Source organism: Rhodoferax sp. BLA1 (assembly GCF_013416775.1).
Classification (GTDB): domain Bacteria; phylum Pseudomonadota; class Gammaproteobacteria; order Burkholderiales; family Burkholderiaceae_C; genus Rhodoferax.
Genome location: NZ_SZVI01000003.1, coordinates 136,810 through 160,713, shown reverse-complemented (window position 1 = coordinate 160,713; position 23,904 = coordinate 136,810). Strand labels below are relative to the sequence as shown.

Sequence of the window (23,904 nt, the reverse complement as noted above, 5' to 3'; positions counted from 1 at the left end):
GGGAGCCAGAGGGGCGTCACTGGCAGGTGTGCAGGTCAGGGTTCGGACAGGTGCAGATGTTCTGCACAGCAGTAGCTGCCCAGCTGGCCGTCGATGGCTTCATTGCTGGGAATGTGCATGCCACATTGCTGGCAGCGCAGCATGTCCTGCTGTATGGGCGTCTTGGTTGGCTGGGGCGGTTTGGCCGCTGCGCCGCGTTGGCGCCAAAGCCAGATGCCTGCCAGCAGCACGGCCAGCAACAGCAGCGCTTTCACAAGGCGCGCTCCAGCATCACCTCAAGCACAAAGCGCGAACCCACATAGGCCAGCAGCAGCAAACCTGAGCCGACATACAACACCCGCACCGCCTTGCGACCCCGCCAGCCAAAGCGCGCGCGCCCGATCAGCAACACACCAAAGGTCAACCAGGACAAGACCGAAAAAATCGCTTTGTGGTCCCACTTGAGCGCGTGGGCGCTGCCGTACAGGTGTGAGCCAAAGAAAAAACCGGCAATCAGGGTGGCCGACAGCAGCACAAAACCCACATTCACAAAACGGAAGGTGAGGCGCTCCATGGTCAGCAAGGGCATGCCGTCAAAACCACCAGAGGCACTGCGGATGCGGGCCTCGGCACGCGTCATCATCCAGGCATGGATCACCGCCACTGCAAACAGGCCATACGAGGCGATGCCCAGCGCCCAATGCAAGGGCAGCCAGGCTGACAGATGGGCACTGAGTGGCTCACCCGGGAACACCAGTGTCAGCAACACCGCCGCCGCCCCCCCGCCCGACAACATCCAGGGTGTTTTGAGCTGCGGAAACACCACGTTTTCAACGGCATAGACCAGCCCGACCAGCCACGCGGTGATCGACAAGGCTGGTGCAAAACCAAACAGCGGACGCTCACCGCCCCACAGGCCCCAGGCGAGCAAACAGCCGTGCAAAGTCCAGGCCAGCCACACGGTGATGCGTGGCAAGGTCTGGTTGGCGCGTGAGGAGCCCGTGGCAGACACCGCATAGGCTGCAGCCGCCGCCAGCGACAGTGTCCACGTCAGAGGAGAAGCACTGGGTAAAATCATGGCTACAGTTTAGCGTTTTGTCACCCGCCATTTCCCCTGATGGCGCCAACTCAGGTTCCGCTTGTCGGATTCACCCCTATGGCTTCAGCACTCACCGACAAACTCTCCCGCCTGGTCAAGGAAATACGCGGACAGGCCCGCATCACCGAGACCAATGTGTCTGACATGCTGCGCGAAGTGCGCATGGCCCTGCTCGAGGCCGACGTGGCCTTGCCGGTGGTGCGCGACTTCATTGCCCGGGTCAAGGAGAAGGCGCTGGGCCAGGAGGTGTTGGGTTCGCTCACCCCTGGCCAGGCGCTGGTGAGCATCGTCAACAAGGAATTGGCCGCCACCATGGGTGACGGTGTGGCCGACATCAACCTGGCGGCACAACCGCCAGCGGTGATCCTGATGGCTGGCCTGCAGGGTGCGGGTAAAACCACCACCACCGCCAAGCTGGCCAAACACCTGATGGAAAAACGTGGCAAGAAAGTGCTGACGGTGTCCGGTGACGTGTACCGCCCGGCGGCCATTGAACAGCTCAAGACCGTGACCAAACAGGCCGGTGCCGAATGGTTCCTCAGCACGCCCGACCAGAAGCCAGTCGACATCGCCCTGGCCGCACTCGACTACGCCAAAAAACACTTCTTCGACGTGCTGCTGGTTGACACCGCTGGCCGCCTGGCGATTGACGAGGCCTTGATGCGCGAAATCCGCGAGTTACACGCGGCCATCCACCCGGTGGAAACCCTGTTTGTGGTGGACGCCATGCAGGGCCAGGACGCGATCAACACCGCCAAGGCGTTCAAGGAGGCGCTGCCGCTGACCGGCATTGTCCTGACCAAACTCGACGGTGATTCACGTGGCGGTGCGGCACTTTCGGTGCGGCAGATCACCGGCGCGCCGATCAAGTTTGCCGGCACCAGTGAAAAACTCGATGGCCTGGAGGTGTTTGATGCCGAACGCCACGCTGGCCGGGTGCTCGGCATGGGCGACATCCTGGCCCTGGTTGAGCAGGTCACCGCCGGGGTGGACATGGCCAGCGCACAAAAGCTGGCGGCCAAGGTCAAAAGTGGTGCGGCGTTTGACCTCAACGACTTTCTGAGCCAGATTCAGCAGATGAAACAGATGGGGGGGCTGTCCAGCCTGATGGACAAATTGCCCACTGCGATGGCGGCCAAAGCGGGCCAGGTCGACATGGGCCGGGTTGAAAAAGACATCAAACGCAAGGAAGGCATCATCCACAGCATGACGCCGCTGGAGCGGCGCAAACCCGAGCTGATCAAAGCCACCCGCAAGCGCCGTATTGCCGCCGGTGCGGGCGTTCAGGTGCAGGAAGTCAACCGCATGCTCAAGGAGTTTGAGCAGATGCAGGACATGATGAAAAAGATGAAGGGCGGCGGCATGATGAAAATGATGAAGCGCCTGGGTGGCATGAAAGGCATGGGTGGCATGCCGAAAATGCCGTTTTAACCAAATTAGAGGCTTTTAGGCCTCTAGCCCTTATTGGATAAGGGCTGGTTGCTACTTATTTTGATGTCTTTTGGGCGGATTCTGGGGCTGGTTCCGCAGCGGTAGTGGCTGACACCTCGACAGCGGGTTCAGCTTCTGCCGCCTGCGCGGTCTTGGGCGGCAGCTGCAGGATTTGTTTGATGTTCTGGCTGCCGATGTACCCCACCACCACCCACAGCGCGATCACCACTACCCAGATGATTCTGGATCGTTTCTCCGAAGGCGTCTGACTCAGCCGCTCCTGCAGTCCCTGGGGTTTGGGTGGAATGTTGTCGTCCTGCGACGCCTGCGCTTGCAGCGCGGCATTGCCAGCGTTGATCTGGACGCGGGTGACGTGAAGGATGCGCTCCAGGCTGTCGCGCACCTCGCTGGTCAGGCGGGTCCGCATCAGGCTTTGGGCTTCTTGTCGGATGGCTTTGAAGGCGGCAAGTTGCGAGTCCGTTGGGCTCATGTCGGGGCTCCTGAGTGTCAATCGGGCGCCATTTTGACCCTGATTCTGGCCGTCGAACCTGTGTTGGATCAAGGAAAACCGCTGCACCTTCTGGGCCAGCGTCGCAGGCGAGGACAGCAGAGTCAAACCGGCTTGTCGGGCTCCAGCGGTGCCTGGTGGGTGGGGGGATTGCTAGGGACGCGGGCGCTGTGTTGGCTGCGCGCGGCATGGCGTTTGGCGCGACTGATGCGTTGTTCCAAGCGGCGGGCCGACCTCCAGCGCACATAACCGTACAGCAGCTTGGCCAGATAAGCCACGATGTACAGGCCCACCAGCCCAATCACCCAAGGAGTGATCTGGTCAATCAGTTTCTCGCGCATCATGCCGGCCAGTTCACGGTCCATTTGCGCCTGGGCAGCGGTTCTGGGGGGCAGGTTGGCCCCGGGGGTGTCCCATTGGTTGGTCGCCTTGGGTTGACCGCCGGCCTGGGTTTGGTCGTTCCACTGGCCTTTGTTGAGCCCAAGACTTTCTTTCACATCGTGCACGGCATCGATGGCACCGGAGTCAAGCAGTTGCTCATACACCGGGCGCACGCTCTCCTTGATGTTTTTGCGCAGCTCGTCGCCCACGGTGGGTTGCGTGCTTGCAACCGCTGTGGCTGCGCTGGCCGCTGCTTGCGCTGGTTTGGCTGGGGAGGAGGCCGTGGCTTGGGCTGCGGCGGCCGATGAGGCTCGGCCTTGGGGGGCGGTTGCGGCTGGCTTGTCCCATTGGATGAGCTCATCAACTGGGAGAGTGTCCTGGTGCTCCAGCGTCACCAGCTTGCTGGTGTCGACCATCGCATCTGCGGGTGCTTTGCCGTCTTGCAAAACAATCGGCCCGGCGCCGACTGGTAGGGTCAGGCCACACAGGCAAGCCGTCGCCGTGGCAAGCAAAGCAAGCCGATGCAGACGGTGTGAGGTCCTATGCATGACGCCAGTGTTTCATCAGCAAGCCAGAGGAAGGGGGGTACCGCAAATTCTAGCGAGGGTGGCGTGCCCTGTCTTGGGTCGTGTCGTGTTGGGGGTGGGCGGCCCTCACAGCCTGTTGCGGCTGGTACACAAGGACCCAGGGCGTGTTGCCCGGGATTTACGGAAAACAGGCTTCTAGCCCTTTTGTATATTGGGCAAGAAGCTCCAGTTTAGATAGCAATCAGGCGGTCGCGGACTCGCTGGTCAACACGTCACCGCGCAGGGTGTAGGTGCGCGTTTCGGTGATGGCCACATCCACCATCTGGCCAACCAGCCGTGGTTGGCCGACAAAATTGACCACGCGGTTGCATTCGGTGCGGCCCATCAGCTCGCCACCGTCGCGTTTGGACGCGCCTTCCACCAGCAGGCGTTGTGTGGTGCCGACCAGGCTGGCGCTGATGCGCGCCATGTTGTTGTTGATGTTGGCCTGCACCTGTTGCAGGCGACGCAGTTTCACGTCGTGCGGGGTGTCGTCAGCCAGGTTGGCAGCCGGTGTGCCCGGACGTGGGCTGAAGATGAAGCTGAAACTGTTGTCAAAACCGATGTCGTCCATCAGCTTCATGAGTTTGCTGTGGTCTTCCTCGGTCTCACCCGGAAAACCGACGATGAAGTCGGAACTGAGCGCCATGTTGGGGCGGATCGCGCGCAGCTTGCGCACCGTGCTTTTGTACTCCATGGCGGTGTAGCCACGTTTCATCGCCATCAGGATGCGGTCGGAGCCGTGTTGCACCGGCAGGTGCAGGTGGCTGACCAGTTTGGGCAACTTGTCGTAGGCGGCAATCAGCGCCGGGGTGAACTCGTTGGGGTGGCTGGTGACATAACGGATGCGCTCGATGCCGGGGATGTCGGACACGTATTCGAGCAGGGTGGCAAAGTCGGCCATCTCGCCGGTGTCGCCCGCAACGCCCGCGTTGCTAATCATCTTGGCGCGCCAGGCGTTGACGTTCTGGCCGAGCAGGGTGATTTCTTTGACGCCCTGGTCGGCCAAGCCAGCCACTTCCACCAGCACGTCCTCAAATGGGCGGTGCACTTCTTCACCCCGGGTGTAGGGCACCACGCAGTAACTGCAGTATTTGGAGCAGCCTTCCATGATGCTCACAAAGGCGCTGGCGCCGTCCACCCGGGCGGCGGGCATGTGGTCAAACTTCTCGATCTCGGGAAAGCTGATGTCCACCTGCGAGCGGTTCAGGCGGGCGCGCTCGTCAAGCATCTGCGGCAGTCGGTGCAGCGTCTGCGGGCCAAACACCACGTCCACATAGGGTGCGCGCGCGATGATGGCTTCGCCTTCCTGGCTGGCGACACAGCCGCCGACCCCAATCAGCGCGCCTTTTTTCTTGAGGTGTTTGACCCGGCCCAGGTCGGAAAAGACTTTCTCCTGCGCTTTTTCGCGCACCGAGCAGGTGTTGAACAGGATCAGATCGGCTTCCTCGACGTTGTCGGTGGGCTCGTAACCTTGCGCGGCACCCAGCACGTCGCTCATCTTGTCCGAGTCGTACTCGTTCATCTGGCAGCCGTAGGTTTTGATAAAGACTTTTTTGCTCATGGTTCGGGTATCCGGGAAAAACTATGTTGTTTGTAGCTGTAAGCCCTTATTGCATAAGGGCTAGAGGCCAATTTGGCCAATGAAATAAAAGGCCGGGCGCCAGATGCTGGCGTGGTGTGCCTGGACCTGGCCGCAGTGTGGCTACTGGCTGGCCGCTGGCTCGGGATGGCGGGCCGTGCGGTCCAGGTCCGATCCGAAGCGGATGTTGGTCAGGGTCTCCAGACCGGCACGTTTTTGTTGGACCTCGGTCGGCGTCAGGATCCACACCTCGTGGATCAGGCCCTGCGGGTCAGCCACGTAGTTCACCAGCAGCTCTTTGCCGACCAGGCTGGCCGACATCACGATCAGGTTTTTGGTGTCCTTGATGCGTGCGCCGGGGGACAGGCGTCGCGGTTTGCGGTCAAGCAGGATGTTCGGCGGCGCGGTGACCTCCAGCAAACCCCGCAATGCCTTGGGTGGGAAATCGCGCTTCGCCAGGCCCTGCGCCTCGGCCACACCGGGCAGCAGGCAGGCGGCGCCCATCAGGCACAAGGCCAGGACCAGCAAGGGGGTTTTGAACTGCAGAAGCCAGCGTTTCATGGTGTACATCCAGAGGCTGTGAAAGAAAGCACGGATTTTAATGGGTCACTTTCCCGACCCGGCGGCAGCGCGTAACTTGTCCTTCTTGCTCGGGCGTTTGCCCTTGATGCCACCATTGCCCGGGGCTTCGGGCGCGCTCGATTCGGGTGGGGCAACTTCTTGCGCCTCAAAGCCGGGCTCGCTTTCCAGCGTCACGGTCAACTGGTTGCGTTTCTGGATCAGACGCCAGTGCGCACTGGATTCGGCGCAAACAAAACTCAGGGCCAGCCCGGGCTCACCGGCGCGGCCGGTGCGGCCAATGCGGTGGGTGTAGTCCTGGGTCGAACGCGGCAGGTCATAGTTCACCACCACCGGCAGGCCCACAATGTCGAGCCCACGCGCAGCCACATCGGTGGCCACCACCACTTGCAGGCGCTCGGCCTTGAAGTCGGTCAGCACCTGGCTGCGTTTGCCCTGGCTCAATTCACCATGGAAGGGCTCGGCGGTCAGCCCGCCCTTGCGTAACTTGTCGGCCACGATCTCGGCGGCAAACTTGGTGGCGACAAACACCAGGGTGCGCTCCCAGCTGTTCTGCTTGATCAGGTGGCGCAGCAGCTGGGTGCGTTGGGGTGTGTCCACGGCGATGGCGCGCTGGACAATCTCCACCGGTTGCTGTTGGCTGGCATCCACCTCGACCCGCACCGCGTTGTGCAGCAGTGTGTGCGCCAGGGCTTGCACCGCTGGGCTGAAGGTGGCCGAGAAGAACAGATTCTGGCGCTGGGTCGGCAACAAGGCCAGCAGTTGGGCCAGTTCCTCGGCAAAACCCAGGTCGAGCATGCGGTCGGCCTCGTCGAGCACCAGCAGCTTGACCTGGTCGAGTTTGAGAGCGTTGTGGGCCACTAGGTCCAGCAGCCGACCCGGTGTGGCCACCACCACATCGGTACCGCCGCGCAGCCCCATCATTTGTGGGTTGATCGAGACACCGCCAAAAAACACCGACACCTTGACCCGCTGAGGCAAATGCTGCGCCAGCGACTGGATCACCTCACCGACCTGGGTCGCCAGCTCCCGCGTGGGCACCAGCACCAGCGCCTGTGCTGGGCGCACCCGGCTCGTGCTGGCTTGTAAACGCTGCAACAGCGGCAGGGCAAAGGCCAGGGTTTTGCCGGAGCCGGTCTGCGCCGAGCCCAGCACATCCTGCCCGGCCAGGGCGGGGGGAATCGCGCCTTGCTGGATCGGGGTCGGGCTGCTGTGGCCCAGTTGGGAAAGCGCGGCCAGCAGGGCGGGCGAAAGGCCCAGGGAGGGGAAAGTCATGGTGTGCTCAAAGAGTCAAAAAGGGTGGCGGGCCGAGGGATGGCGCAGCATCAAGGGCGCAGGTGTAACACAAGCGGGCGGGGTTTTGGCCACCTATGTGGGGGCAAGCCGCATAATCGACCCCCTGCGAATCCTGTGAGCCTGTGGGGCTCGGGTTCAGATTGATGCAAAGGACACCGTGAGAAAAACATTCAAAATCAACATCGAAGGCAAAAACCGCGACCGTGTGTTGGACGCCACCAAACACGAAATTCGCCAGTACATGAAGCGCGAGCGCAACAAGGCCTTGCCAGAGGGTGTCGATTTCTGGGACTTTGATTGCCGCTTTGGCCGCAGCGAAGACAGCGCTGAGGCCGTGCATGTGGCCAACATCACGGCCCTGATCGACGCGGCGGCGTTAGACGGTGCAGATGCTTTTTACCTGGAGTTGCTGGCCAAACCCGGGGTGCGCAAGGCGCGTGATCCAGCGGGCCAGGGTGATGGCGAGCCGTCTCTGGACGATTGAGTCGTTGAAATAGCTGCTCAGGGTTGGCGCAGACGCGTGACCCGCAGCAGCCAGCCGCCACAACCCAGCGCCAACAGGCTCAACAGCCCCAGCAACCCGGCCACATCCGACAGCGGTGCCCCCATCTGGTTGAGTTTGAGCGAGGCCTGAATCCCGGCGGTGCTCGGAAACAGCCAGCGCAGATGCTGCAGAAGTGGGGGCAAGGACTCACTGGGCCACGAAAAGCCCGAGACAAAAATCACCGGCAGCGCGCTGAACAACAACACCTGTAGGGCCCGTTCGCGGTTGCCAAACCACACCCCTAGCAAGGCGCCGAGGGTGCAGATGGCCGGCACATAACAGGCCAGCAGCAACAGCGCACCACCCGGGTTGCCGCCACGCGGGAAGTCCTGCAACCAGTAAATCCAGCCAAAGTACAGCAGCCCGTTGGCCCAGCCGACTGTGCAAAATGCGAGCAGCCGGCCCAGCCAGGTGAAGGCGTCGGCACGGTTTTGGCCCGTTTCACACCACAAACCCACCAGCATGCCCAGGCCCATCAGCAGGGTCTGCTGCAGGATCAGCAAGGCCACTGCGGGCACCACATAACTGCCATAACCCTCGGTCGGGTTGAACAAAGCCACCAGCTGGGTGCTGATCGGGCTGCGGCTGGCCTGGGCCTGCAGCTTGCCTTGCCCTGCGGCCTCCAGTTTGGCGATCTCGACACCGGCTGACACGGTGCCAATGGCTTCTGAGAACCCGTAAGACACGGCTTTGTTGAGCAGCGCATAGCTGCCGTTGGCCTGCACCGTGACCACCGCAGGGCTGCCGCGCAGCACGCTGCGTTTGAGGTCGCGCGGCAGAACAGCAAAACCTTCGATCTCACCAGCCCACAGGGCTTGTTGTGCGGCATGTTCGTCGCCCGTGATCAGGCGCACCTCAACGCGTGGGCTGGCCTGCACATAACGCGTGATTTGGCGCGACAGGTTGCTGTGGTCCAGGTCCACCACCGCCACCGGCACGCGGGTCACGACCTGGGTGCCATAAGGCCAGGGGTAAAAAAAGCCATAAATCAGCGGCGCTAGGCCCAAAATCAGCACCAAGCCTTTGTCGCGTGCTATGGTCTTTAGCGTGGCTAGCCAAGCCTGCCACAGTCTGGACAACGCGTTCATCAGCGGCCACCCCAACGCTCGGGTTGCCGCGCCGCACGCACCAGCAGCTGCGCCGACAAAGCCCCCAGCACAGTGGTGGCCAGCCACAGACCGGCCAAACCCAGGCTGCTGTAACGCAGCGGCGCGCCCATCTGCAGCTGCTCCATCTGCAGCCGGATGTAATGGGTGTAGGGCAACAACTCAGCCCAGCCACGCGCCAGCACCGGCATCGACTGCAGCGGAAACCCCACTCCGCTGAAGGCAAAGGCGGGTGCGGTGATAAAGCCGGTGGCTGAAAGTGCAGTGCGTAAAGACAGCGTACCCGCCGCGACTGCCGCACCCATCGCCAGGGACAAGGCCAGCAGGCCCAACAGCGCCAACAGCACGCAGGCCAGAGAGCCGGTTGGAAACCAGCCGCGTCCCCAGGTCAGGCCCAGCAGGCTGGCCGTGCCCACCAGCCCCAGGCTGATGAAGGGCCAGGCCAGCTTGCCCAGCAGCGCGGCGCTGGCGCTTGACCAGCCCGGTGAATCACCCAGCCACTGACCCAGCGTGGCATCACGCAGTTCACGCCCTACGGCCCAGGCACCGGCGGTCATGGCCAGGATGTGCAACAGCGCCGGGATCAGCGCGGCGGCCAGAAACTGTTCGTAGTTGAGGGAGACGTTGAACAGGGTCACCAGCTGGGTCTGGATCGGCTCCATCGCCACCCGCGTCAACAACGCAGGCTGGCCGCGTTTGTTGCGTGCACTCATCTCGACCCCAGCCGAGAGGGTGGCCACCGCTGTGCGCACATCACGCTGGATCAGGCCGGAATGGGTGCCCAGCTGGGCGTTATGCAAAAGAGTGACCTGCGCTGCCTGGCCAAGCTTGATTTGGCGTGAAAAGTCGGCAGGGATGCTGACCACCGCATAGACCTCGGTGCGTCGCAGCGCCTGCGTGGCCTGCGCTGTGTCGTCGTAACTGGCCACCAGTTTCAAGCCCGGTGTGGCGGCCAGAAAACGGCCCAGCTGGCGCGACAGGGCCGAATGGTCCTGGTCCATCAGGCCAATCGGCAGTTGTTGCGGCAGGCCAGCGGAGAATATCCAAGCCATGACCGTGCAGGCCAACAGCGGCACCCAGGAAACCATGGACAGATCCCATGGGCAAGTTCGCAACCGCCTGGCCTCGCGCCGGGCGCTGTTGACCAAGGTGCGCCAGAAGCTTGTCATGCCACGCTGCTGGGCAGGCAGATCACTGCACCAGCACACTCATGCCGGGGCGCGCGCCCTCGATGCGCACCAGTGGCCGGGCCTTGACCTCAAAGGTGCGCGCATCAAAACCTTGCCCGGCGCGGGTGGCGCGCCAAGTGGCGAAGTCGGGCAAGACCGCGGTGTAGAACACCTTGAAACGCACCTGCTGCTTGCCCAGTGCAGGCAGCACCGCCTCAAACTCGCTGCCGTTGGCAAAACGCTGCAGACGGTCTTCACGCACATTGAGCACCACCCACTGATCGGCCAGGTCCACCACTGTGACCACCGCCACACCCTGGGCGGAGAGTTCACCCACCTTGGCCAGCACCTTGGCCACCTCACCGGCCACCGGGCTTTTCAACTCGGTTTCGTCCTGGGCGGCTTGCACCTCGGCCACCACGCCAGTGACCTGTTGCACCTGGGCCTTGGCGGCGGCCTTGTCTTCGGCCCGTGCGCCCGCGCGGGCCAGCTCGTACTGGGCTTTGGCGGCCAGCGCCTGGTCGCGTGAGGTGCTGAAGTTGGCATAAGCCTCGTCGCGTTTCTGGTCCGCCACCAAACCTTCTTTGGCCAGACCGGCCACCCGTTTGTAAGAGACCTCGGCCAGTTCAGCGGCTGACTGGGCACGCTGCCATTGCAGGCGAGCCATCTCGATCTCCTGCGGGCGCGCACCGTTCTGGGCCTTGTCAGACAGGGCCTGGGCCGCCTGTTGGGCACCGGTGGCCTGGGCCAGTTTGGCGCTCACTTCGGGGCTGTGGGTTCGCATCAGGGTGCTGCCTGCCTGAACCTGGTCACCTTCCTGGACCAGCACCTCAGCGATGCGGGCGGTGACCTTGGGCGCGATGTCGGTTTCATGCGCCTCCATCTGGCCCTGAAACACCTCGGGTGCGGGCTGGCTGGCTTGCCAGAAACCATAGGCCAGCAGGGCCACCACGGCAGCGGCCGCAACGCCCAGCGCCACATTTTTCACGGGTCGGCTTGTTGTCATGATCCCTCTATCCTCACATCGGCGCGGCTGGCATAACGGCTGAAGCTGTCAGACAGGCCGCAGCTCTCGAGCAAACTGGCCAGCGCCAGCACATAGTCGTAAGCCACCTGGGCGCGTTCGGTTTCCACTTTGACCAGGTTGACGTCGGCATCCATCAGCTCCAGCACGGTGCCGGTGCCTTCGCGCAAGGCGGCGCGGCGCAGGCGCAGCACCTCTTTGGCCAGGGTCACGCCGGGCTCGGTGGCCAGAAACTGGCGCCGTGTCTGTTCGAGCTGGCGCCAGTTTTTTTCGACCAGCAGGCTGATGTCGCTGCGTGCTTGTAACTCGGTGCGCTGGGCTTGTTCAATCTGTTTGGTTGAGGCGGCGGCTAGCAGGTCGCGGTCGACCGCATCAAACAGGGTCCAGCGCACCCCGACCCCGGCCACCCAATCGGCCTGACCTGTTTGCAACTCACGCTGGCCAAAGGCAAAAACCTGCGGCTTGCGCAAACCCTCCTGACCCTGGTGCAACTGTTCGGCCTGTGCCTGTTTGGCCGCTACCTTGGCCAGCCCTGGGTGGCGCGAGAGCGCCTCCGACAAAAAATGGGCCAGCGGCTCCACCGGCTGGGTCAACACAAACAGCGGGGTGGCTGGTGTCACCAGCGTCTCCATCTGCAGCGTGCGTGCCAGGGCCACGGCAGCCAGTTCGGCGTCACTCTGGGCTTTTTGGGCCTGCCGTTTGGCCTCTTCCAGCGCGACCTGCGCCTGCAAGCGTTCGACCCGCGAGATCACGCCTGAGGCCAGCATCTTGGCGGTCGCCGCATCGTGTTGACTGATGTCATCCAGTGCCGCCTGGCGCAAACCAGCGGCCCGGGCGCTGAGCTGGGCGCCAAAATAACGCTGCACCAGTTGGGTCATCAGCGCCTGGCCGGTTTTGTCGGCATCGGCACGGGCTTCGTCGCCTTGCGCCTGCACAAAACCACGCACCGAGTCGGCCACACCACCGGTGTAGAGCGGCCAGACGAAGGAGATGTTTTTGGTGGTGCCGGTGTCCGATCGGTTGTAGCTGTAGCTCGACGGCAACTGCGGCAGGCTGATGCCCATGGCGTGCAGTGATGGGGGCAGCTGCTGGCCGATCTGGGACAGGCTTTTGTTGACCGTGTCCAGATTCACATCCAGGTTCAGGTTGTAGGCGTACGCAGCGGCGCTCAGCTGCACTACCGGCCCGCCCAGGCCCTGGAGGCCTTGGGACTGCAGGGCTTTGCTGTCGACACCTGCCTGGGCCGCAGCCAGCTGGTCAGAGCCGGATTGAAGACGGTCCCAGGCCGACTCAAACGTCAGCGAAGGCGTCTGCGCCAACGCAGACAGCGTGATCAAGAGCCCCGCAGACAACAGACCAAGGTGGGGTTTCATGGATCAGTTTTGGCTTGGTTGGTGCGGTGGTGGTTTGGCCACAAGGGTATCAGAGCCGCAGGCCCCGCAAGAGCGGGTGGGCGATTGGCTTCACCGCTTTAATGGCCTGGCACATGTTGCCGCCATTCACCAGTGCGGATCAGGCGATCGATCTCGCGCGCGGCGCGCGCCTGCAGGTATTTCCAGGTGCCGGGTTGTTCGGTCGGGATGGTCTGGCAGGCTTCACAGTGCAGCGCCACCGATTGCGACTGGTTGCCAGCTCGTCCGCCCAGTTCTTCGTAGACCAGCAGGGCGTTGCAGTTGGGGCAGTAGGGTTTCAAGGCCATGGGCAGGTCTGCCGGGCTGTTCCAACGCCAGACCGAGCCCAGATAACTCAGCTGCTTGAACAGTCGTCGGCTGCTTTTCCGGTACTGCAGGTAACGCCAGCCCAGGAACAACACGGCCAGCACCGATGGGATGCTGACCAAGTAGGCCACCCAGTTGGGCCACTGCGAGGGCGTTTTGAGGTGTTGCCACAGCGGCTCGATGGTGGGCTGAGCCATGGCCCAGGCAGGCACAAACTCCTGCCTGAACCACGCGGCCGCACCCACAGCAGCCAACAGAACAGCGCCCAACCAGCCGCTGGCACCTATCCTTTTTTTCCGATCAGACAAACCCAATACCTCCGATGTAGAGCGGCGCCAAGCTTGGAGCGCGAGACAACAAAAAACCCGCCAGGCTGGAGAGCGTGCGGGTTTTTGAGGTTTCCTGAAAAATCTTGGTGGTGATAGGTGGATTTGAACCACCGACATCAGCATTATGAATGCTGCGCTCTAACCAGCTGAGCTATATCACCAACGAGGCAAGATTATAGCGGGAAGAAATGGCCTTTTGGCAAACTGGGTTGTCCGTTATTGGTGGCTGAAGTTGGCTTTGCGTTTGTTGACGAAGGCGTCCATGCCTTCTTTCTGGTCGGCCGTGGCAAACAAGGCGTGGAACAGGCGGCGCTCAAACATCACACCGTCACTCAAGCTGCCTTCAAACGCGCGGTTGACCGACTCCTTGGCCGCCATGACCGCGATCTGTGAGAACTCGCTGATCATCAGGGCCGCGCCCAGGGCCTCGTCCATCAGCTTGTCCAGCGGCACCACACGGCTGACCAGCCCGGCGCGTTCGGCCTCCACCGCGTCCATCATGCGGCCGGTGAGGGCCATGTCCATGGCTTTGGCCTTGCCGACAGCGCGTGGCAGGCGTTGTGTGCCACCGGCGCCGGGGATGATGCCGAGTTTGATCTCGGGCTGGCCAAATTTGGCGTTGTCGGCGGCGATGATGAAGTCACACATCATCGCCAGTTCACAACCGCCGCCCAGCGCAAAACCGCTCACCGCAGCAATCACCGGTTTGCGCACGCTGCGGATCTGCTCCCAGTTGCGGGTGATGAAGTCGCCCTTGTAGGCGTCGGCAAAGCTGTAGCTGGCCATGGCGCCGATGTCGGCACCGGCGGCAAAAGCTTTTTCGCTGCCGGTGAGGATCGTGCAGGCAATGGCGTTGTCCGCGTCAAACGCCTGCAGCGCGGCGCCCAGCTCACTCATCAGCTGGTCGTTGAGCGCATTGAGCTGTTTGGGTCGGTTCAGGGTGATGATGCCAACCTTGCCAGCTTCCACACGCACGGTGATCAGTTCGTAGCTCATGCCGACTCCTTGGTGAATACAAACGCTTGAGTAAAAAAATGGCCTGTCGCCCTTATTCCAAAAGGGCTGATAGCTATTGTTTTTGGGTTTCCAGCCAGGCCGCCAGCTGTTGGCTCGGGCTGGCCGAGAGTTTGACCTGGGTGACGCCTTTGGTCAAACGGACCGGCAAGTGCATCAGGCGTTGGTCACGCGCTACCAGCGCCTCGAACGCATGGGTCAGGTCCACGTACAGCGGCAGTTCATCGAGTTTGTTGAGGCGCCAGCCGCCGGCCGTTTGGCCTTTGCCCGCTGTGGGCAACACCGCCAGCCACTCGTCACCCGCCGCAAACCCGGCCACCTCAGCGGCGCTGCCGCGCAGCACGGTCTTGATACGGATACCGCCCGACTCGCTGAGTTTGAGGCCGAGCTGATCGGCCAGGCCCGTCGCATCTTCCAGATAGTCCACGCCCTGCGCACGCAGCAGGGCCTGCAGCGGCAGCTCGGCCGTGCTGTGCACCCAGGTCGCCAACCGCTCGGCGTAAGACTCGCCCGAGAGTTCCTGCAACACGGTCAGCACGTCGGCCTCGGTCATCGGGCCGCCCTGGCAGCGTTGCCACAGCGCCCGCATCACCGCGTCCAGGCTGGTTTTGCCGCCCTGACGTAGGCTCATGTCCAGGCACAGCGCCACCAGCGCGCCCTTGGTGTAATAACTGATGGTGGCGTTGGGGCTGTTTTCGTCCTGCCGGTAGTACTTGACCCAGGCGTCAAAACTGGCTTGCGCCACCGTTTGCACCAGGCGCCCCGGGCTTTGTTGCACGATGTTGATGTTTTTGCACAGCAGCGCCAGGTAGGTGGCGTTGTCGATCAGCCCGGCGCGGCGCAGCAGCAGGTCGTCGTAATAACTCGTGAAGCCCTCAAAAAACCACAGCAGTTCGGTGTAGTTTTCACGCCCATAGTCATACCGCGTGAACTCGGCCGGGCGCAGGCGTTTGACGTTCCAGGTGTGGAAGTACTCGTGGCAAATCAGGCCGAGCAGGTTGGCGTAGCCATCCGTGGCGCCTAAGGCACGGCTCTGCCCCAGGCGGGGCAGATCGGCACGTTTGCAGATCAATGCGGTGCTGTGGCGGTGCTCCAGCCCGCCATAACTGTTGTCCACCGCGTTGAGCATAAAAACATAACGGTCATGCGGTGGGCTGTTTTTGGCGCTGCGTGATTTACCCTTGGCGGCTGGGCCGTGCCAGAACGTCATTTCGGCCTCGCAAATGGCCTGGGTGTCGGCCAGCAGGCGTGCGCCGTCAAAACTGGCGCAAGCGCCAGCCACCACAAAACGGTGTTCGACACCCCCGGCGCTGAAGCTGCCGCTCCAGAAATTGCCCAGTTCCACCGGCGAGTCGACCAGTTCGTCGTAGTTGTCCGCCAGGTAGCTGCCAAAGCCTTTGGGGCTGGTTTTCTCAGGCCGCAATGCGGTGGCCACCTGCCAGTCGCTTGGCAGGTCATCGTTGGCGAGGGTCAGTTGATGGGCTTGGTCTTCCTGGCCGTGCACCCGCAGGCACAGGCTGGTGCCGTTGAAGAAACCACGTTGGGCGTCCAGCCAGGCGGTACGCACCGAGTTGTCAAAGGCATACACCTGGTAGTTCAGGTTCAGCGGTTTGCCGGCCTGGCAGTCGATCTGCCAGCTGTTTTTGTCGAGCTGGGTGATGGCCACGGTCTTTTTACCCTGGCGGGCGTTCAAACTCTGCAGGTGTTTGGCAAATTCACGTACCAGATAACTGCCTGCAATCCACACCGGCAGGCTCACCACCTGTTGGGCGGCGGGGCTAGGGATGTTCAGTGTGATGTCAAACAGGTGGGCGTGTAAGTTGTGTGCGCTGATCTGGTAGTGGATGGCTTGCATGGGTTGCCTCTGTTAGCTGCCAGACTGGCTCAGGTACTTTTCCACTTGATCCGGGCCAATCGCGCCCGGCACCCGGGTGCCGTCGGCAAAAATCAGGGTGGGTGTGCCGTTGATCTTGTGTTTTTTGCCCAGCTGAACATTGCGGTCCACCGCGGTGCTGTCGCATTTAGCGCTGCTGGGCTCTACGCCTTTGAGCATCCAGTCGCTCCAGCTTTTGGCTTTGTCTTTGGCGCACCAGATGGTTTTGCTCTTGTCGACCGAGTTCGGCCCCAACACCGGGTAGAGGAACATGTAGACCGTCACATTGTTGATTTGTTGCAGGCCCTCCTCGAACCGTTTGCAATAGCCGCAGTTGGGGTCCTCAAACACCGCCAGCTTGCGTTTGCCGTTGCCGCGCACGATGGTGAAGGCATCCTTGAGCGGCAGGCTGTCGAACTGGATGGCGCTGAGTTTGTCAACCCGCTCTTCGGTCAGGTTGCGGCGCTGTTTGGTGTCGATCAGGTTGCCCTGGATCAGGAAGTCGCCTTGGGCGTCGGTGTACAGGATGTCGGTGCCGTTGATGCGCAGCTCGTAGACACCGGCGATGGGTGTTTTGCTGACTTCGTCGATCTTGCCGAGTTGGGGCACACGCTCACCCAGGTTTTTGCGGATGGCCGCCTCTTGCGCCAAGGCGCTGGTGAGGGTGCAGGTGGCCAGCAGCGCGGCGCAGGTGATCAGGTGAGAGAGTCGTTTCATCGTGGTTCCAGTCAATGTGTTCAAAGGCCCATGGCGTAACGTGCCGCCCATTGTTTGGCCTGGCCGCTGCGCTCAAAACCGTTCATGCCCCAGTTGCGCAGAGCCTGCCAGTTGGGGCTGTTCCTGGAAAATAGTCGCTGCAGGCCGTCCATGGCCAGTGCGGTGGTGCCCACCTCGGCACGGCGAGCCCGCTCGTACTGGCGCAGCAGCTTGGGGTCGTTGACCGGGCGCCAGTAGGCGCGGTTTTGCAGGATACGCGCCAACTCAGCCGCGTCACCCAGACCCAAGTTGAGCCCTTGCCCGGCCAGCGGGTGCACCGCGTGAGCAGCATCACCGGCCAGCGCCCAGGCCTGGCCGTCGACCGTGTGGCCGATCCAGCGGCTGGCTTGTGCGGCTTGTAAGGGCCAGGCCACGCGCGGGCTGGTCAGTTTCAACTGGCCCAGACAGTGCTGGCTGACTTGTCCCAGTTCAGCACAAAAGTCATCGTCGCTGGCTGCCATCAGGGCCTCCACCCGGTTCTCCTGCACCGACCAGACGATTCCCACGCTGTGGCCCTGTTCACCCTCGAGTGGCAAAAAGGCCAGGATCTCGCCTTGCGTGAACCACTGGCGTGCGGTCTGGCCGTGGGCCTGTTCGGTGCTCAGGCGCGTCGCAATCGCACGCTGGCTGTAGCGTGTTGTCTCAAACGCCACACCCAGCTCGGCCCGGGTGGCGCTGTTTTTGCCTTCACACACCACCATCAGGCTGGCGGGTGCCGGGCTGTCCAGCAGCTCGATCTGCGGCTGAAAACGCACCGCCTCGGCCAGCCGGGCCTCCAGCAGCGGCACATCCACAATCCAGGTCAGCGCGGGGACATCCAGCGCCGATGCCGAGAAGTTGACCTCGCCGCCATCGTCACCCAACACCTGCATGTGGGTGACGGCGGTGGCGTGTTGCGCGTCCGGCCAGCAGCGCACCGACTCCAGCAGCGCCCTGGACTTGGCATTCAAGGCGTAGGCGCGCACATCTGCGGCGCTGGCGGCGGGCTGGGCCGGTGGTTTGGCCACCAGGGCCACCTTGAGGCGTTCACGTGCCAGCAACAAGGCCAGGGTGTGGCCCACAATGCCGCCGCCCCGGATGCAGATGTCATATTGGTGTTTCATGGCGGATGATTGTAGAAGTGCCCCGGCAGCCTCATGGATAATCCAGGGTTTAGCCAGTCTGGCCGCTTGCGCCAGTTTGGCCCTGCGCCAGAGCGCCCCCAACTCGTTAGGATTTTTATGAAATGTGGCATCGTGGGCTTGCCCAACGTCGGTAAATCGACCCTGTTCAACGCACTCACCAAGGCAGGCATTGCTGCGGAAAACTACCCGTTTTGCACCATTGAGCCCAATGTGGGCATTGTGGAAGTGCCAGACGCCCGGCTGGACGCCTTGTCCGCCATCGTGAACCCGCAAAAAGTGCAGCGCGCCATCGTCGAGTTTGTGGATATCGCCGGTCTGGTGGCCGGTGCCAGCACCGGTGAAGGCCTGGGTAACAAGTTTTTGGCCCACATCCGCGAGACCGATGCCACCATCAACGTGGTGCGCTGTTTTGAGGATGACAACGTGGTGCACGTGTCCGGCAAGGTCGACCCGATCTCCGACATTGAGGTGATCCAGACCGAGTTGTGCCTGGCCGACCTAGCGGCTGTGGAAAAAGCCCTGCACCGCGTGACCAAGCTGGCGCGCTCAGGGGACAAGGAGTCGGCCAAGCTGGTGACGATTCTTGAAAAGTGTCAGGTGGCGCTCAACGAAGCCAAGCCGGTGCGCACACTCGACTTCAGCAAGGAAGAGTTGCCGTTGCTCAAGCAGTTTTTCCTGATCACCGCCAAACCCGCGATGTTTGTCGCCAATGTGGCTGAAGACGGTTTCACCAACAACCCGCTGCTCGACCGGCTGACCGCCTACGCCAACGCGCAAAACGCGCCGGTGGTGGCGATCAGCGCCAAGCTGGAGGCCGAAATGGCCGAGATGAGTGACGAGGACCGCCAGATGTTCCTGGAAGAGCTCGGCCTGCACGAGCCGGGTCTGAACCGCCTGATCCGCTCGGCCTACGACCTGCTGGGCCTGCAAACTTACTTCACCGCAGGTGTCAAGGAAGTGCGCGCCTGGACCATCCACAAGGGCGACACCGGGCCGCAAGCCGCCGGTGTGATCCACACCGACTTCGAGAAGGGTTACATCCGCGCCCAGACCATCGCTTATGAAGACTTCATCGCTTTCAAAGGTGAACAAGGCGCCAAAGACGCCGGCAAGATGCGCGCCGAAGGCAAGGACTATGTCGTCAAGGATGGCGACGTGATGAACTTCCTGTTCAGCTCCTGAGATTGTTATCAGTCAAACAGGCCTCTAGCCCTTTTTCGATAAGGGTCGGTAGCTCTCAGAGGTGTAGCGGGTGATGGCGCGGGCTGAGCCTGCGTCTCAGCCGCCAAACGCACCCACCAGCACCGCCGTCATCGTCAGGTAGCGGGCAAACTTGCCAATCGCCATGTAGACCAGGCAGGGCCAGAACGGCAGTTTGAGCCAGCCCGCCACCGCGCACAGCGGGTCGCCCACCACCGGCAGCCAGGCCAGCAGGCAGGCTTTGGGGCCAAGTTTTTCGAGCCAGGCCAGCGCCCGCAGGTGGTGGGGTGAATGCTGGTAACGGTCCACCACCTTGTGGGAGGCCAGGCCCATCCACCAAGTTAACGCGCCACCCAGGGTGTTGCCCAGCGTGGCCACCCCGATGGCTGGCCAGAACAGATGTGGGTTGAGCTGGACCAGGCCAAACACCGCTGGCTCGGAGCCCATAGGCAGCAATGTGGCCGACACAAAGGCCACCACAAACACACTGCTCAGGCCGTACTGTGGCAGGGCAAGCCAGCTGAGAAGGGGGTCGATCCAGGCGTCCATGGGTGGCCGAGTATAGGAAGGCCCGGATTGGCCTTGGCCGGTGTGGGTTTGTGCCCTGGCGTGCTGCCAGGTGCTTGGGGTGCCGCTTTTTTAAGCAGTTAGAATGCCTGTCCATCCCGGCAAGTACCTGCGCCCAGCCCCACGCTGGTTGACATGTCTTGCCGGTCAATCATTGGTGATTCCCCAGTTTTTCTTTTTTGCCAGCATGAACATCGGCCCTTATTTGCTGCCCAATGCTTATTTTGTGGCGCCCATGGCAGGCGTCACCGATCGCCCGTTTCGCCAGCTGTGCAAACGCCTGGGCGCGGGGTACGCGGTCAGCGAAATGGTCACCAGCCGCCCCGATTTGTTGGCTTCTGCCAAAACCAGCCGCCGTGTCAACCACGCCGGTGAGTCCGGGCTGATCGCGGTGCAGATTGCGGGCACCGAGCCCGCCATGATGGCCGATGCCGCGCGTTACAACATCGACCACGGCGCCCAGGTGATTGACATCAACATGGGCTGCCCGGCCAAAAAGGTGTGCAACAAATGGGCCGGTTCGGCCCTGATGCAAGACGAGCCCCTGGCCCTGCAGATTGTGGAGGCGGTGGTGCAGGCCTGTGCCCCGCTGGGGGTGCCGGTCACCCTCAAGATGCGCACCGGCTGGGACCAGGCGCACAAGAACGCGGTGCCATTGGCACGTGCCTTTGAGCAGGCCGGTGTGCAGATGCTCACCGTGCATGGCCGTACCCGCGAGCAGGGTTACAAAGGCCAGGCCGAATACGCCACCATTGCCGAGGTCAAGTCCGCCGTGTCAATTCCGGTGGTGGCCAATGGCGACATCGACAGCCCGCACAAAGCGCGCGCTGTGTTGGATGCCACCGGCGCCGACGCCATCATGATTGGCCGCGCCGCGCAGGGCCGGCCGTGGATCTTCCGCGAGATCGCACACTTTCTGGACACCGGCACGCTGCTGGCCCCGCCTCTGGTGGGCGAGGTCAAGCACCTGATGCTGGACCACCTGCAAGACCATTACAGCCTGTATGGCGAGTACCTGGGCGTGCGCACCGCGCGCAAACACATCGGCTGGTATGTCAAGTCGCTGCCCGGTGGCGATGTGTTTTGTGCCCACATGAACACCTTGGATGACGGCGCCCAGCAGTTGGCCGCCGTTGCCTACTTTTTTGACGCGCTGCACGAGCGCATGGACCGGCTGCCCGCGCGCGCCACCCCCGAAGGAAACCGTTTGAATCTGGAGAAGACACCATGAAACCCATGCACATCGCCGAATGTGTGCGCAGCAACGTCGAAGGCTACCTGTGTGATCTGGGCGGCAGCGAGCCCGACGGCATGTACGACATGCTGATCAGCGTGGTCGAGAAACCGCTGCTGGAGGTGGTGATGCAACGCGCCGACAACAACCAGTCCAAAGCCGCCCAGTGGCTGGGCCTCAATCGCAACACCTTGCGCAAAAAGCTGCTCGAACACAAACTCATCGATTGATAGCTGCCAGCCCTTGAAGCATAAGGGCTGGAGCTTATTTTTCCTTCCAATTCAAGCCACTTTCCTTTCCAACCACCCGACACCATGAACGCACTTCTATCCGTCTCTGACAAAACCGGCATCGTCGAATTTGCCCAGGCCTTACACGCGCTGGGCATCAAGCTGATCTCCACCGGCGGCACCGCCAAGCTGTTGGCCGACAGCGGTTTGCCGGTGACCGAGGTGGCGGGTGTCACCGGTTTCCCCGAGATGCTCGATGGCCGTGTCAAAACCCTGCACCCCAAGGTGCACGGTGGCCTGCTGGCGCGCCGCGATCTGCCCGAACACATGGCCGCGCTCAAGGCCTATGCCATCGACACCATCGACCTGGCGGTGATCAACCTCTACCCGTTTGAGGCCACCGTGGCAAAAGAAGGTTGCACGCTCGAAGACGCCATTGAGAACATCGACATCGGCGGTCCGGCCATGGTGCGCAGCGCCGCCAAAAACTGGAAAGACGTGGGTATCCTGACCGACGCCAGCCAGTACCCGCAGGTGCTGGCCGAACTCCAAGCCGACGGCAAGCTGACCCTGGCCACCAAGTTTGCGCTGAGTGTGGCCGCCTTTAACCGTGTCGCCCAGTACGACGCCGCCATCAGCAACTATCTGTCCGCCATCACCTTTGACGAAGCGGTGAGTGCCCCGGTGCCCGCGCTGTTCCCGGCGCAGGCCAACAGCAACTTCATCAAGTTGCAGGACCTGCGTTACGGCGAAAACCCGCACCAGAGCGCCGCCTTCTACCGCGACCTGTACCCGGCGCCCGGCTCATTGGTGACCGCCGTGCAACTGCAGGGCAAGGAACTCAGCTACAACAACATCGCAGATGCCGACGCCGCCTGGGAATGTGTCAAGAGTTTTGATGCCGCGAAAGACGGCGCCGCCTGCGTGATCGTCAAACACGCCAACCCTTGCGGTGTGGCCGTGGGGGTGGACGCGCTGCGGGCCTACAGCAAAGCCTTTCAAACCGACCCGACCTCCGCCTTTGGCGGCATCATCGCCCTCAACTGCACACTGGACGAGGCAGCTGCGCTACAGATGTCGAAGCAGTTCATCGAGGTGCTGATGGCTCCGGACTTCACGCCCGAGGCGCTCGCGGTGTTCAAGACCAAGGTCAATGTGCGTATCCTCAAGATCGCGCTGCCACCGGGTGGCGCCAGCGACTGGGCCAATGGCCGCAACGCGGTGGACGTCAAACGTGTCGGCTCCGGCCTGCTGATGCAGACTGCCGACAACCACGAACTGACCCTGGCCGACCTGAAAGTGGTCACCAAGGTGCAACCGACAGCCGAGCAGTTACAAGACCTGCTGTTTGCCTGGAAGATCGGCAAGTTCGTCAAGAGCAACGCCATCGTCTTCTGCAAGGCAGGCATGACCATGGGTGTGGGCGCCGGCCAGATGAGCCGCCTGGACTCGGCCCGCATCGCCAGCATCAAGGCTGACGCCGCTGGCCTGAGCCTGGCTGGCACAGCTGTTGCCAGTGACGCTTTCTTCCCGTTCCGCGACGGCCTGGACGTGGTGGTGGACGCAGGCGCCACCTGCATCATCCAGCCCGGCGGCTCGATGCGCGACCAGGAGGTGATCGACGCCGCCAACGAGCGTGGTGTGGCTATGGTGTTTTCTGGCGTTCGTCACTTCCGGCATTAAATGCTGCCCGCACCTGCCCATGGGATTGCCGGAACCCTGTGGCTGCGCACACTGCTGGTCGGGGGCCTGTTGGCCAGTTGCCCGGTGTTGGGTTGGTCGTGGGGTAAGTTGGGCCACGCCACCGTGGCCGAGATCGCCGCGACCCAACTGACGCCAGCGGCCACAGAGCAGGTGAGGAGCCTGTTAAAAAACGATCTTGATCGTGACCAGCAACCCTCGGGTCGCACCACGCTGGCCCATATTGCCTCTTGGCCCGACGAAATCCGGGAAATTGCGCCTGCGGGCACCTACAAAGGCTGGCACACACGGGCCAATCCGGTGTGCTCCGAGGCACTAGGTGCCTGCACGGACGGGCATTGTGTGGACCAACTCATCATCCACAACGCCCAGATTTTGCAAGACCCAGCCCAAACCCCACGCGCGCGCAACGAGGCTCTGAAATGGGTGGTGCATCTGGTGGGAGACCTGCATATGCCGATGCATTCAGGTGTGTATGGCAAGGACATCCAGGTCAACCTGGAAGGTCAGCCCACGCGACCCGGCACCACCTTGCACCAGGCCTGGGACAACAGTTTGACTAAGCTCGCACTTGCAGGCAGCCCGGTGGTGGCGACGCCGTTGCCAGAGTTCACTTCGGCACCAGCGGCAGACGCACCCACGCAGTGGATGCGGGAAACACGTTTGCTGTCCCGCCAATTTGTCTATGACCCTTTGCCGGGGTTCAGCTGTGGTGCTGAGTTACATGGGCCCGTGGTGCTTGACCTGGGGTACCAGCAACAATCCGCTCCATTGATACGCGAACAACTCGGCAAGGCCGGCCTGCGATTGGCGCAACTTCTTAATGCGGCTTTGCGTTAACTTGAGGTGAACAAGTCCCCAAACAGCATCAAGGCGATCAGGCGCTTGTAGTGA

The 23,904-nt window shown here is 62.3% G+C and carries 24 protein-coding genes and 1 tRNA gene; 7 read left to right on the top strand and 18 right to left on the bottom strand.

Going from position 1 to position 23,904, the window contains the following annotated elements:
* Positions 1 to 35: 35 nt before the first annotated feature.
* Positions 36 to 254 carry a PP0621 family protein gene (locus tag FDG13_RS04300; protein WP_180125569.1) on the bottom strand — a complete coding sequence of 73 codons (219 nt, stop codon included), beginning with the start codon at positions 252 to 254 and terminating at the stop codon, positions 36 to 38.
* Complete coding sequence (locus FDG13_RS04295; RefSeq protein WP_180125568.1) at positions 251 to 1,057, bottom strand: inner membrane protein YpjD; 807 nt, start codon at positions 1,055 to 1,057, stop codon at positions 251 to 253. The genes FDG13_RS04300 and FDG13_RS04295 overlap by 4 nt, the downstream gene beginning before the upstream one ends.
* Before the next feature lie 78 nt (positions 1,058 to 1,135).
* Between FDG13_RS04295 and ffh the strand changes: the two genes are divergently transcribed.
* On the top strand, positions 1,136 to 2,509 hold the full coding sequence (ffh, locus tag FDG13_RS04290) for a signal recognition particle protein (protein WP_180125567.1): 1,374 nt from the start codon (positions 1,136 to 1,138) through the stop codon (positions 2,507 to 2,509).
* A 55-nt stretch (positions 2,510 to 2,564) separates the two neighbouring features.
* On the opposite strand, the gene FDG13_RS04285 is transcribed toward ffh, so the two are convergent.
* The 5 genes from FDG13_RS04285 to FDG13_RS04265 all read right to left on the bottom strand — a co-directional run bounded on the left by FDG13_RS04285 (position 2,565) and on the right by FDG13_RS04265 (position 7,400).
* Positions 2,565 to 2,999 (bottom strand): hypothetical protein, encoded by a 435-nt coding sequence (locus tag FDG13_RS04285; protein ID WP_180125566.1) that lies wholly within the window; start codon positions 2,997 to 2,999, stop codon positions 2,565 to 2,567.
* A 122-nt stretch (positions 3,000 to 3,121) separates the two neighbouring features.
* Complete coding sequence (locus FDG13_RS04280; protein WP_180125565.1) at positions 3,122 to 3,946, bottom strand: hypothetical protein; 825 nt, start codon at positions 3,944 to 3,946, stop codon at positions 3,122 to 3,124.
* A gap of 220 nt (positions 3,947 to 4,166) precedes the next feature.
* Positions 4,167 to 5,528: a tRNA (N6-isopentenyl adenosine(37)-C2)-methylthiotransferase MiaB gene (miaB, locus tag FDG13_RS04275; protein WP_180125564.1), complete on the bottom strand. Its 1,362-nt coding sequence runs from the start codon at positions 5,526 to 5,528 to the stop codon at positions 4,167 to 4,169.
* A 141-nt stretch (positions 5,529 to 5,669) separates the two neighbouring features.
* Complete coding sequence (locus tag FDG13_RS04270; protein ID WP_255435087.1) at positions 5,670 to 6,107, bottom strand: hypothetical protein; 438 nt, start codon at positions 6,105 to 6,107, stop codon at positions 5,670 to 5,672.
* 45 nt (positions 6,108 to 6,152) lie between these two features.
* A complete protein-coding gene (locus FDG13_RS04265; protein WP_180125563.1) occupies positions 6,153 to 7,400 on the bottom strand; it encodes a DEAD/DEAH box helicase in 1,248 nt (415 codons plus the stop codon).
* Between the two features lie 178 nt (positions 7,401 to 7,578).
* On the opposite strand from FDG13_RS04265, the gene FDG13_RS04260 reads away from it, so the two are divergent.
* The gene (locus tag FDG13_RS04260) at positions 7,579 to 7,905 is read left to right on the top strand and encodes a DUF6172 family protein (protein WP_180125562.1); all 327 of its coding nucleotides are present in this window, start codon (positions 7,579 to 7,581) and stop codon (positions 7,903 to 7,905) included.
* Positions 7,906 to 7,922: 17 nt separating this feature from the next.
* Here the strand turns inward: FDG13_RS04260 and FDG13_RS04255 are convergent, their stop codons facing one another.
* The 10 genes from FDG13_RS04255 to FDG13_RS04210 all read right to left on the bottom strand — a co-directional run bounded on the left by FDG13_RS04255 (position 7,923) and on the right by FDG13_RS04210 (position 18,057).
* Entirely contained in the window at positions 7,923 to 9,053 is a 1,131-nt protein-coding gene (locus FDG13_RS04255) for an ABC transporter permease (RefSeq protein ID WP_180125561.1), read from the bottom strand.
* The gene (locus FDG13_RS04250) at positions 9,053 to 10,240 is read right to left on the bottom strand and encodes an ABC transporter permease (protein WP_180125560.1); all 1,188 of its coding nucleotides are present in this window, start codon (positions 10,238 to 10,240) and stop codon (positions 9,053 to 9,055) included. The genes FDG13_RS04255 and FDG13_RS04250 overlap by 1 nt, the downstream gene beginning before the upstream one ends.
* Before the next feature lie 22 nt (positions 10,241 to 10,262).
* Positions 10,263 to 11,246: an HlyD family secretion protein gene (locus tag FDG13_RS04245; RefSeq protein ID WP_180125559.1), complete on the bottom strand. Its 984-nt coding sequence runs from the start codon at positions 11,244 to 11,246 to the stop codon at positions 10,263 to 10,265.
* Positions 11,243 to 12,637 (bottom strand): TolC family protein, encoded by a 1,395-nt coding sequence (locus tag FDG13_RS04240; protein ID WP_180125558.1) that lies wholly within the window; start codon positions 12,635 to 12,637, stop codon positions 11,243 to 11,245. Before FDG13_RS04240 ends, FDG13_RS04245 begins: the two co-directional genes overlap by 4 nt.
* 98 nt (positions 12,638 to 12,735) lie before the next feature.
* Entirely contained in the window at positions 12,736 to 13,290 is a 555-nt protein-coding gene (locus tag FDG13_RS04235) for a hypothetical protein (RefSeq protein ID WP_180125557.1), read from the bottom strand.
* 105 nt (positions 13,291 to 13,395) lie between these two features.
* Positions 13,396 to 13,472: transfer RNA gene (locus tag FDG13_RS04230), tRNA-Met, on the bottom strand.
* A 55-nt stretch (positions 13,473 to 13,527) separates the two neighbouring features.
* A complete protein-coding gene (locus tag FDG13_RS04225; protein WP_180125556.1) occupies positions 13,528 to 14,307 on the bottom strand; it encodes an enoyl-CoA hydratase in 780 nt (259 codons plus the stop codon).
* Between the two features lie 73 nt (positions 14,308 to 14,380).
* Positions 14,381 to 16,180 (bottom strand): M61 family metallopeptidase, encoded by a 1,800-nt coding sequence (locus FDG13_RS04220; RefSeq protein WP_180125555.1) that lies wholly within the window; start codon positions 16,178 to 16,180, stop codon positions 14,381 to 14,383.
* Between the two features lie 12 nt (positions 16,181 to 16,192).
* Positions 16,193 to 16,915: a DsbC family protein gene (locus FDG13_RS04215; RefSeq protein WP_180125554.1), complete on the bottom strand. Its 723-nt coding sequence runs from the start codon at positions 16,913 to 16,915 to the stop codon at positions 16,193 to 16,195.
* A 20-nt stretch (positions 16,916 to 16,935) separates the two neighbouring features.
* Positions 16,936 to 18,057: an FAD-dependent monooxygenase gene (locus tag FDG13_RS04210; RefSeq protein ID WP_180125553.1), complete on the bottom strand. Its 1,122-nt coding sequence runs from the start codon at positions 18,055 to 18,057 to the stop codon at positions 16,936 to 16,938.
* A gap of 111 nt (positions 18,058 to 18,168) precedes the next feature.
* Between FDG13_RS04210 and ychF the strand changes: the two genes are divergently transcribed.
* Positions 18,169 to 19,260 (top strand): redox-regulated ATPase YchF, encoded by a 1,092-nt coding sequence (gene ychF / locus FDG13_RS04205; RefSeq protein ID WP_180125701.1) that lies wholly within the window; start codon positions 18,169 to 18,171, stop codon positions 19,258 to 19,260.
* Positions 19,261 to 19,356: 96 nt separating this feature from the next.
* On the opposite strand, the gene FDG13_RS04200 is transcribed toward ychF, so the two are convergent.
* Positions 19,357 to 19,827, bottom strand: coding sequence for a YqaA family protein (locus FDG13_RS04200; protein ID WP_180125552.1), 471 nt, complete (start codon positions 19,825 to 19,827; stop codon positions 19,357 to 19,359).
* 205 nt (positions 19,828 to 20,032) lie between these two features.
* Between FDG13_RS04200 and dusB the strand changes: the two genes are divergently transcribed.
* The 4 genes from dusB (at position 20,033) to FDG13_RS04180 (ending at position 23,850) form a co-directional block, all read left to right on the top strand.
* A complete protein-coding gene (gene dusB / locus FDG13_RS04195) occupies positions 20,033 to 21,076 on the top strand; it encodes a tRNA dihydrouridine synthase DusB (protein WP_180125700.1) in 1,044 nt (347 codons plus the stop codon).
* The gene (locus tag FDG13_RS04190) at positions 21,073 to 21,309 is read left to right on the top strand and encodes a helix-turn-helix domain-containing protein (protein WP_078366538.1); all 237 of its coding nucleotides are present in this window, start codon (positions 21,073 to 21,075) and stop codon (positions 21,307 to 21,309) included. The genes dusB and FDG13_RS04190 overlap by 4 nt, the downstream gene beginning before the upstream one ends.
* An 84-nt stretch (positions 21,310 to 21,393) precedes the next feature.
* A complete protein-coding gene (gene purH, locus FDG13_RS04185) occupies positions 21,394 to 22,992 on the top strand; it encodes a bifunctional phosphoribosylaminoimidazolecarboxamide formyltransferase/IMP cyclohydrolase (RefSeq protein WP_180125551.1) in 1,599 nt (532 codons plus the stop codon).
* On the top strand, positions 22,993 to 23,850 hold the full coding sequence (locus tag FDG13_RS04180; RefSeq protein WP_180125550.1) for a S1/P1 nuclease: 858 nt from the start codon (positions 22,993 to 22,995) through the stop codon (positions 23,848 to 23,850).
* Positions 23,851 to 23,904 lie beyond the last annotated feature (54 nt).

Bases quoted from the DNA above. Each gene is read 5' to 3' on its own strand.
- FDG13_RS04295 (WP_180125568.1), bottom strand. From the start codon at position 1,057: ATGATTTTACCCAGTGCTTCTCCTCTGACGTGGACACTGTCGCTGGCG.
- ffh (WP_180125567.1), top strand. From the start codon at position 1,136: ATGGCTTCAGCACTCACCGACAAACTCTCCCGCCTGGTCAAGGAAATA.
- FDG13_RS04285 (WP_180125566.1), bottom strand. From the start codon at position 2,999: ATGAGCCCAACGGACTCGCAACTTGCCGCCTTCAAAGCCATCCGACAA.
- FDG13_RS04280 (WP_180125565.1), bottom strand. From the start codon at position 3,946: ATGCATAGGACCTCACACCGTCTGCATCGGCTTGCTTTGCTTGCCACG.
- miaB (WP_180125564.1), bottom strand. From the start codon at position 5,528: ATGAGCAAAAAAGTCTTTATCAAAACCTACGGCTGCCAGATGAACGAG.
- FDG13_RS04270 (WP_255435087.1), bottom strand. From the start codon at position 6,107: ATGAAACGCTGGCTTCTGCAGTTCAAAACCCCCTTGCTGGTCCTGGCC.
- FDG13_RS04265 (WP_180125563.1), bottom strand. From the start codon at position 7,400: ATGACTTTCCCCTCCCTGGGCCTTTCGCCCGCCCTGCTGGCCGCGCTT.
- FDG13_RS04255 (WP_180125561.1), bottom strand. From the start codon at position 9,053: ATGAACGCGTTGTCCAGACTGTGGCAGGCTTGGCTAGCCACGCTAAAG.
- FDG13_RS04250 (WP_180125560.1), bottom strand. From the start codon at position 10,240: ATGACAAGCTTCTGGCGCACCTTGGTCAACAGCGCCCGGCGCGAGGCC.
- FDG13_RS04245 (WP_180125559.1), bottom strand. From the start codon at position 11,246: ATGACAACAAGCCGACCCGTGAAAAATGTGGCGCTGGGCGTTGCGGCC.
- FDG13_RS04240 (WP_180125558.1), bottom strand. From the start codon at position 12,637: ATGAAACCCCACCTTGGTCTGTTGTCTGCGGGGCTCTTGATCACGCTG.
- FDG13_RS04225 (WP_180125556.1), bottom strand. From the start codon at position 14,307: ATGAGCTACGAACTGATCACCGTGCGTGTGGAAGCTGGCAAGGTTGGC.
- FDG13_RS04220 (WP_180125555.1), bottom strand. From the start codon at position 16,180: ATGCAAGCCATCCACTACCAGATCAGCGCACACAACTTACACGCCCAC.
- FDG13_RS04215 (WP_180125554.1), bottom strand. From the start codon at position 16,915: ATGAAACGACTCTCTCACCTGATCACCTGCGCCGCGCTGCTGGCCACC.
- FDG13_RS04210 (WP_180125553.1), bottom strand. From the start codon at position 18,057: ATGAAACACCAATATGACATCTGCATCCGGGGCGGCGGCATTGTGGGC.
- FDG13_RS04200 (WP_180125552.1), bottom strand. From the start codon at position 19,827: ATGGACGCCTGGATCGACCCCCTTCTCAGCTGGCTTGCCCTGCCACAG.
- dusB (WP_180125700.1), top strand. From the start codon at position 20,033: ATGAACATCGGCCCTTATTTGCTGCCCAATGCTTATTTTGTGGCGCCC.
- FDG13_RS04190 (WP_078366538.1), top strand. From the start codon at position 21,073: ATGAAACCCATGCACATCGCCGAATGTGTGCGCAGCAACGTCGAAGGC.
- purH (WP_180125551.1), top strand. From the start codon at position 21,394: ATGAACGCACTTCTATCCGTCTCTGACAAAACCGGCATCGTCGAATTT.
- FDG13_RS04180 (WP_180125550.1), top strand. From the start codon at position 22,993: ATGCTGCCCGCACCTGCCCATGGGATTGCCGGAACCCTGTGGCTGCGC.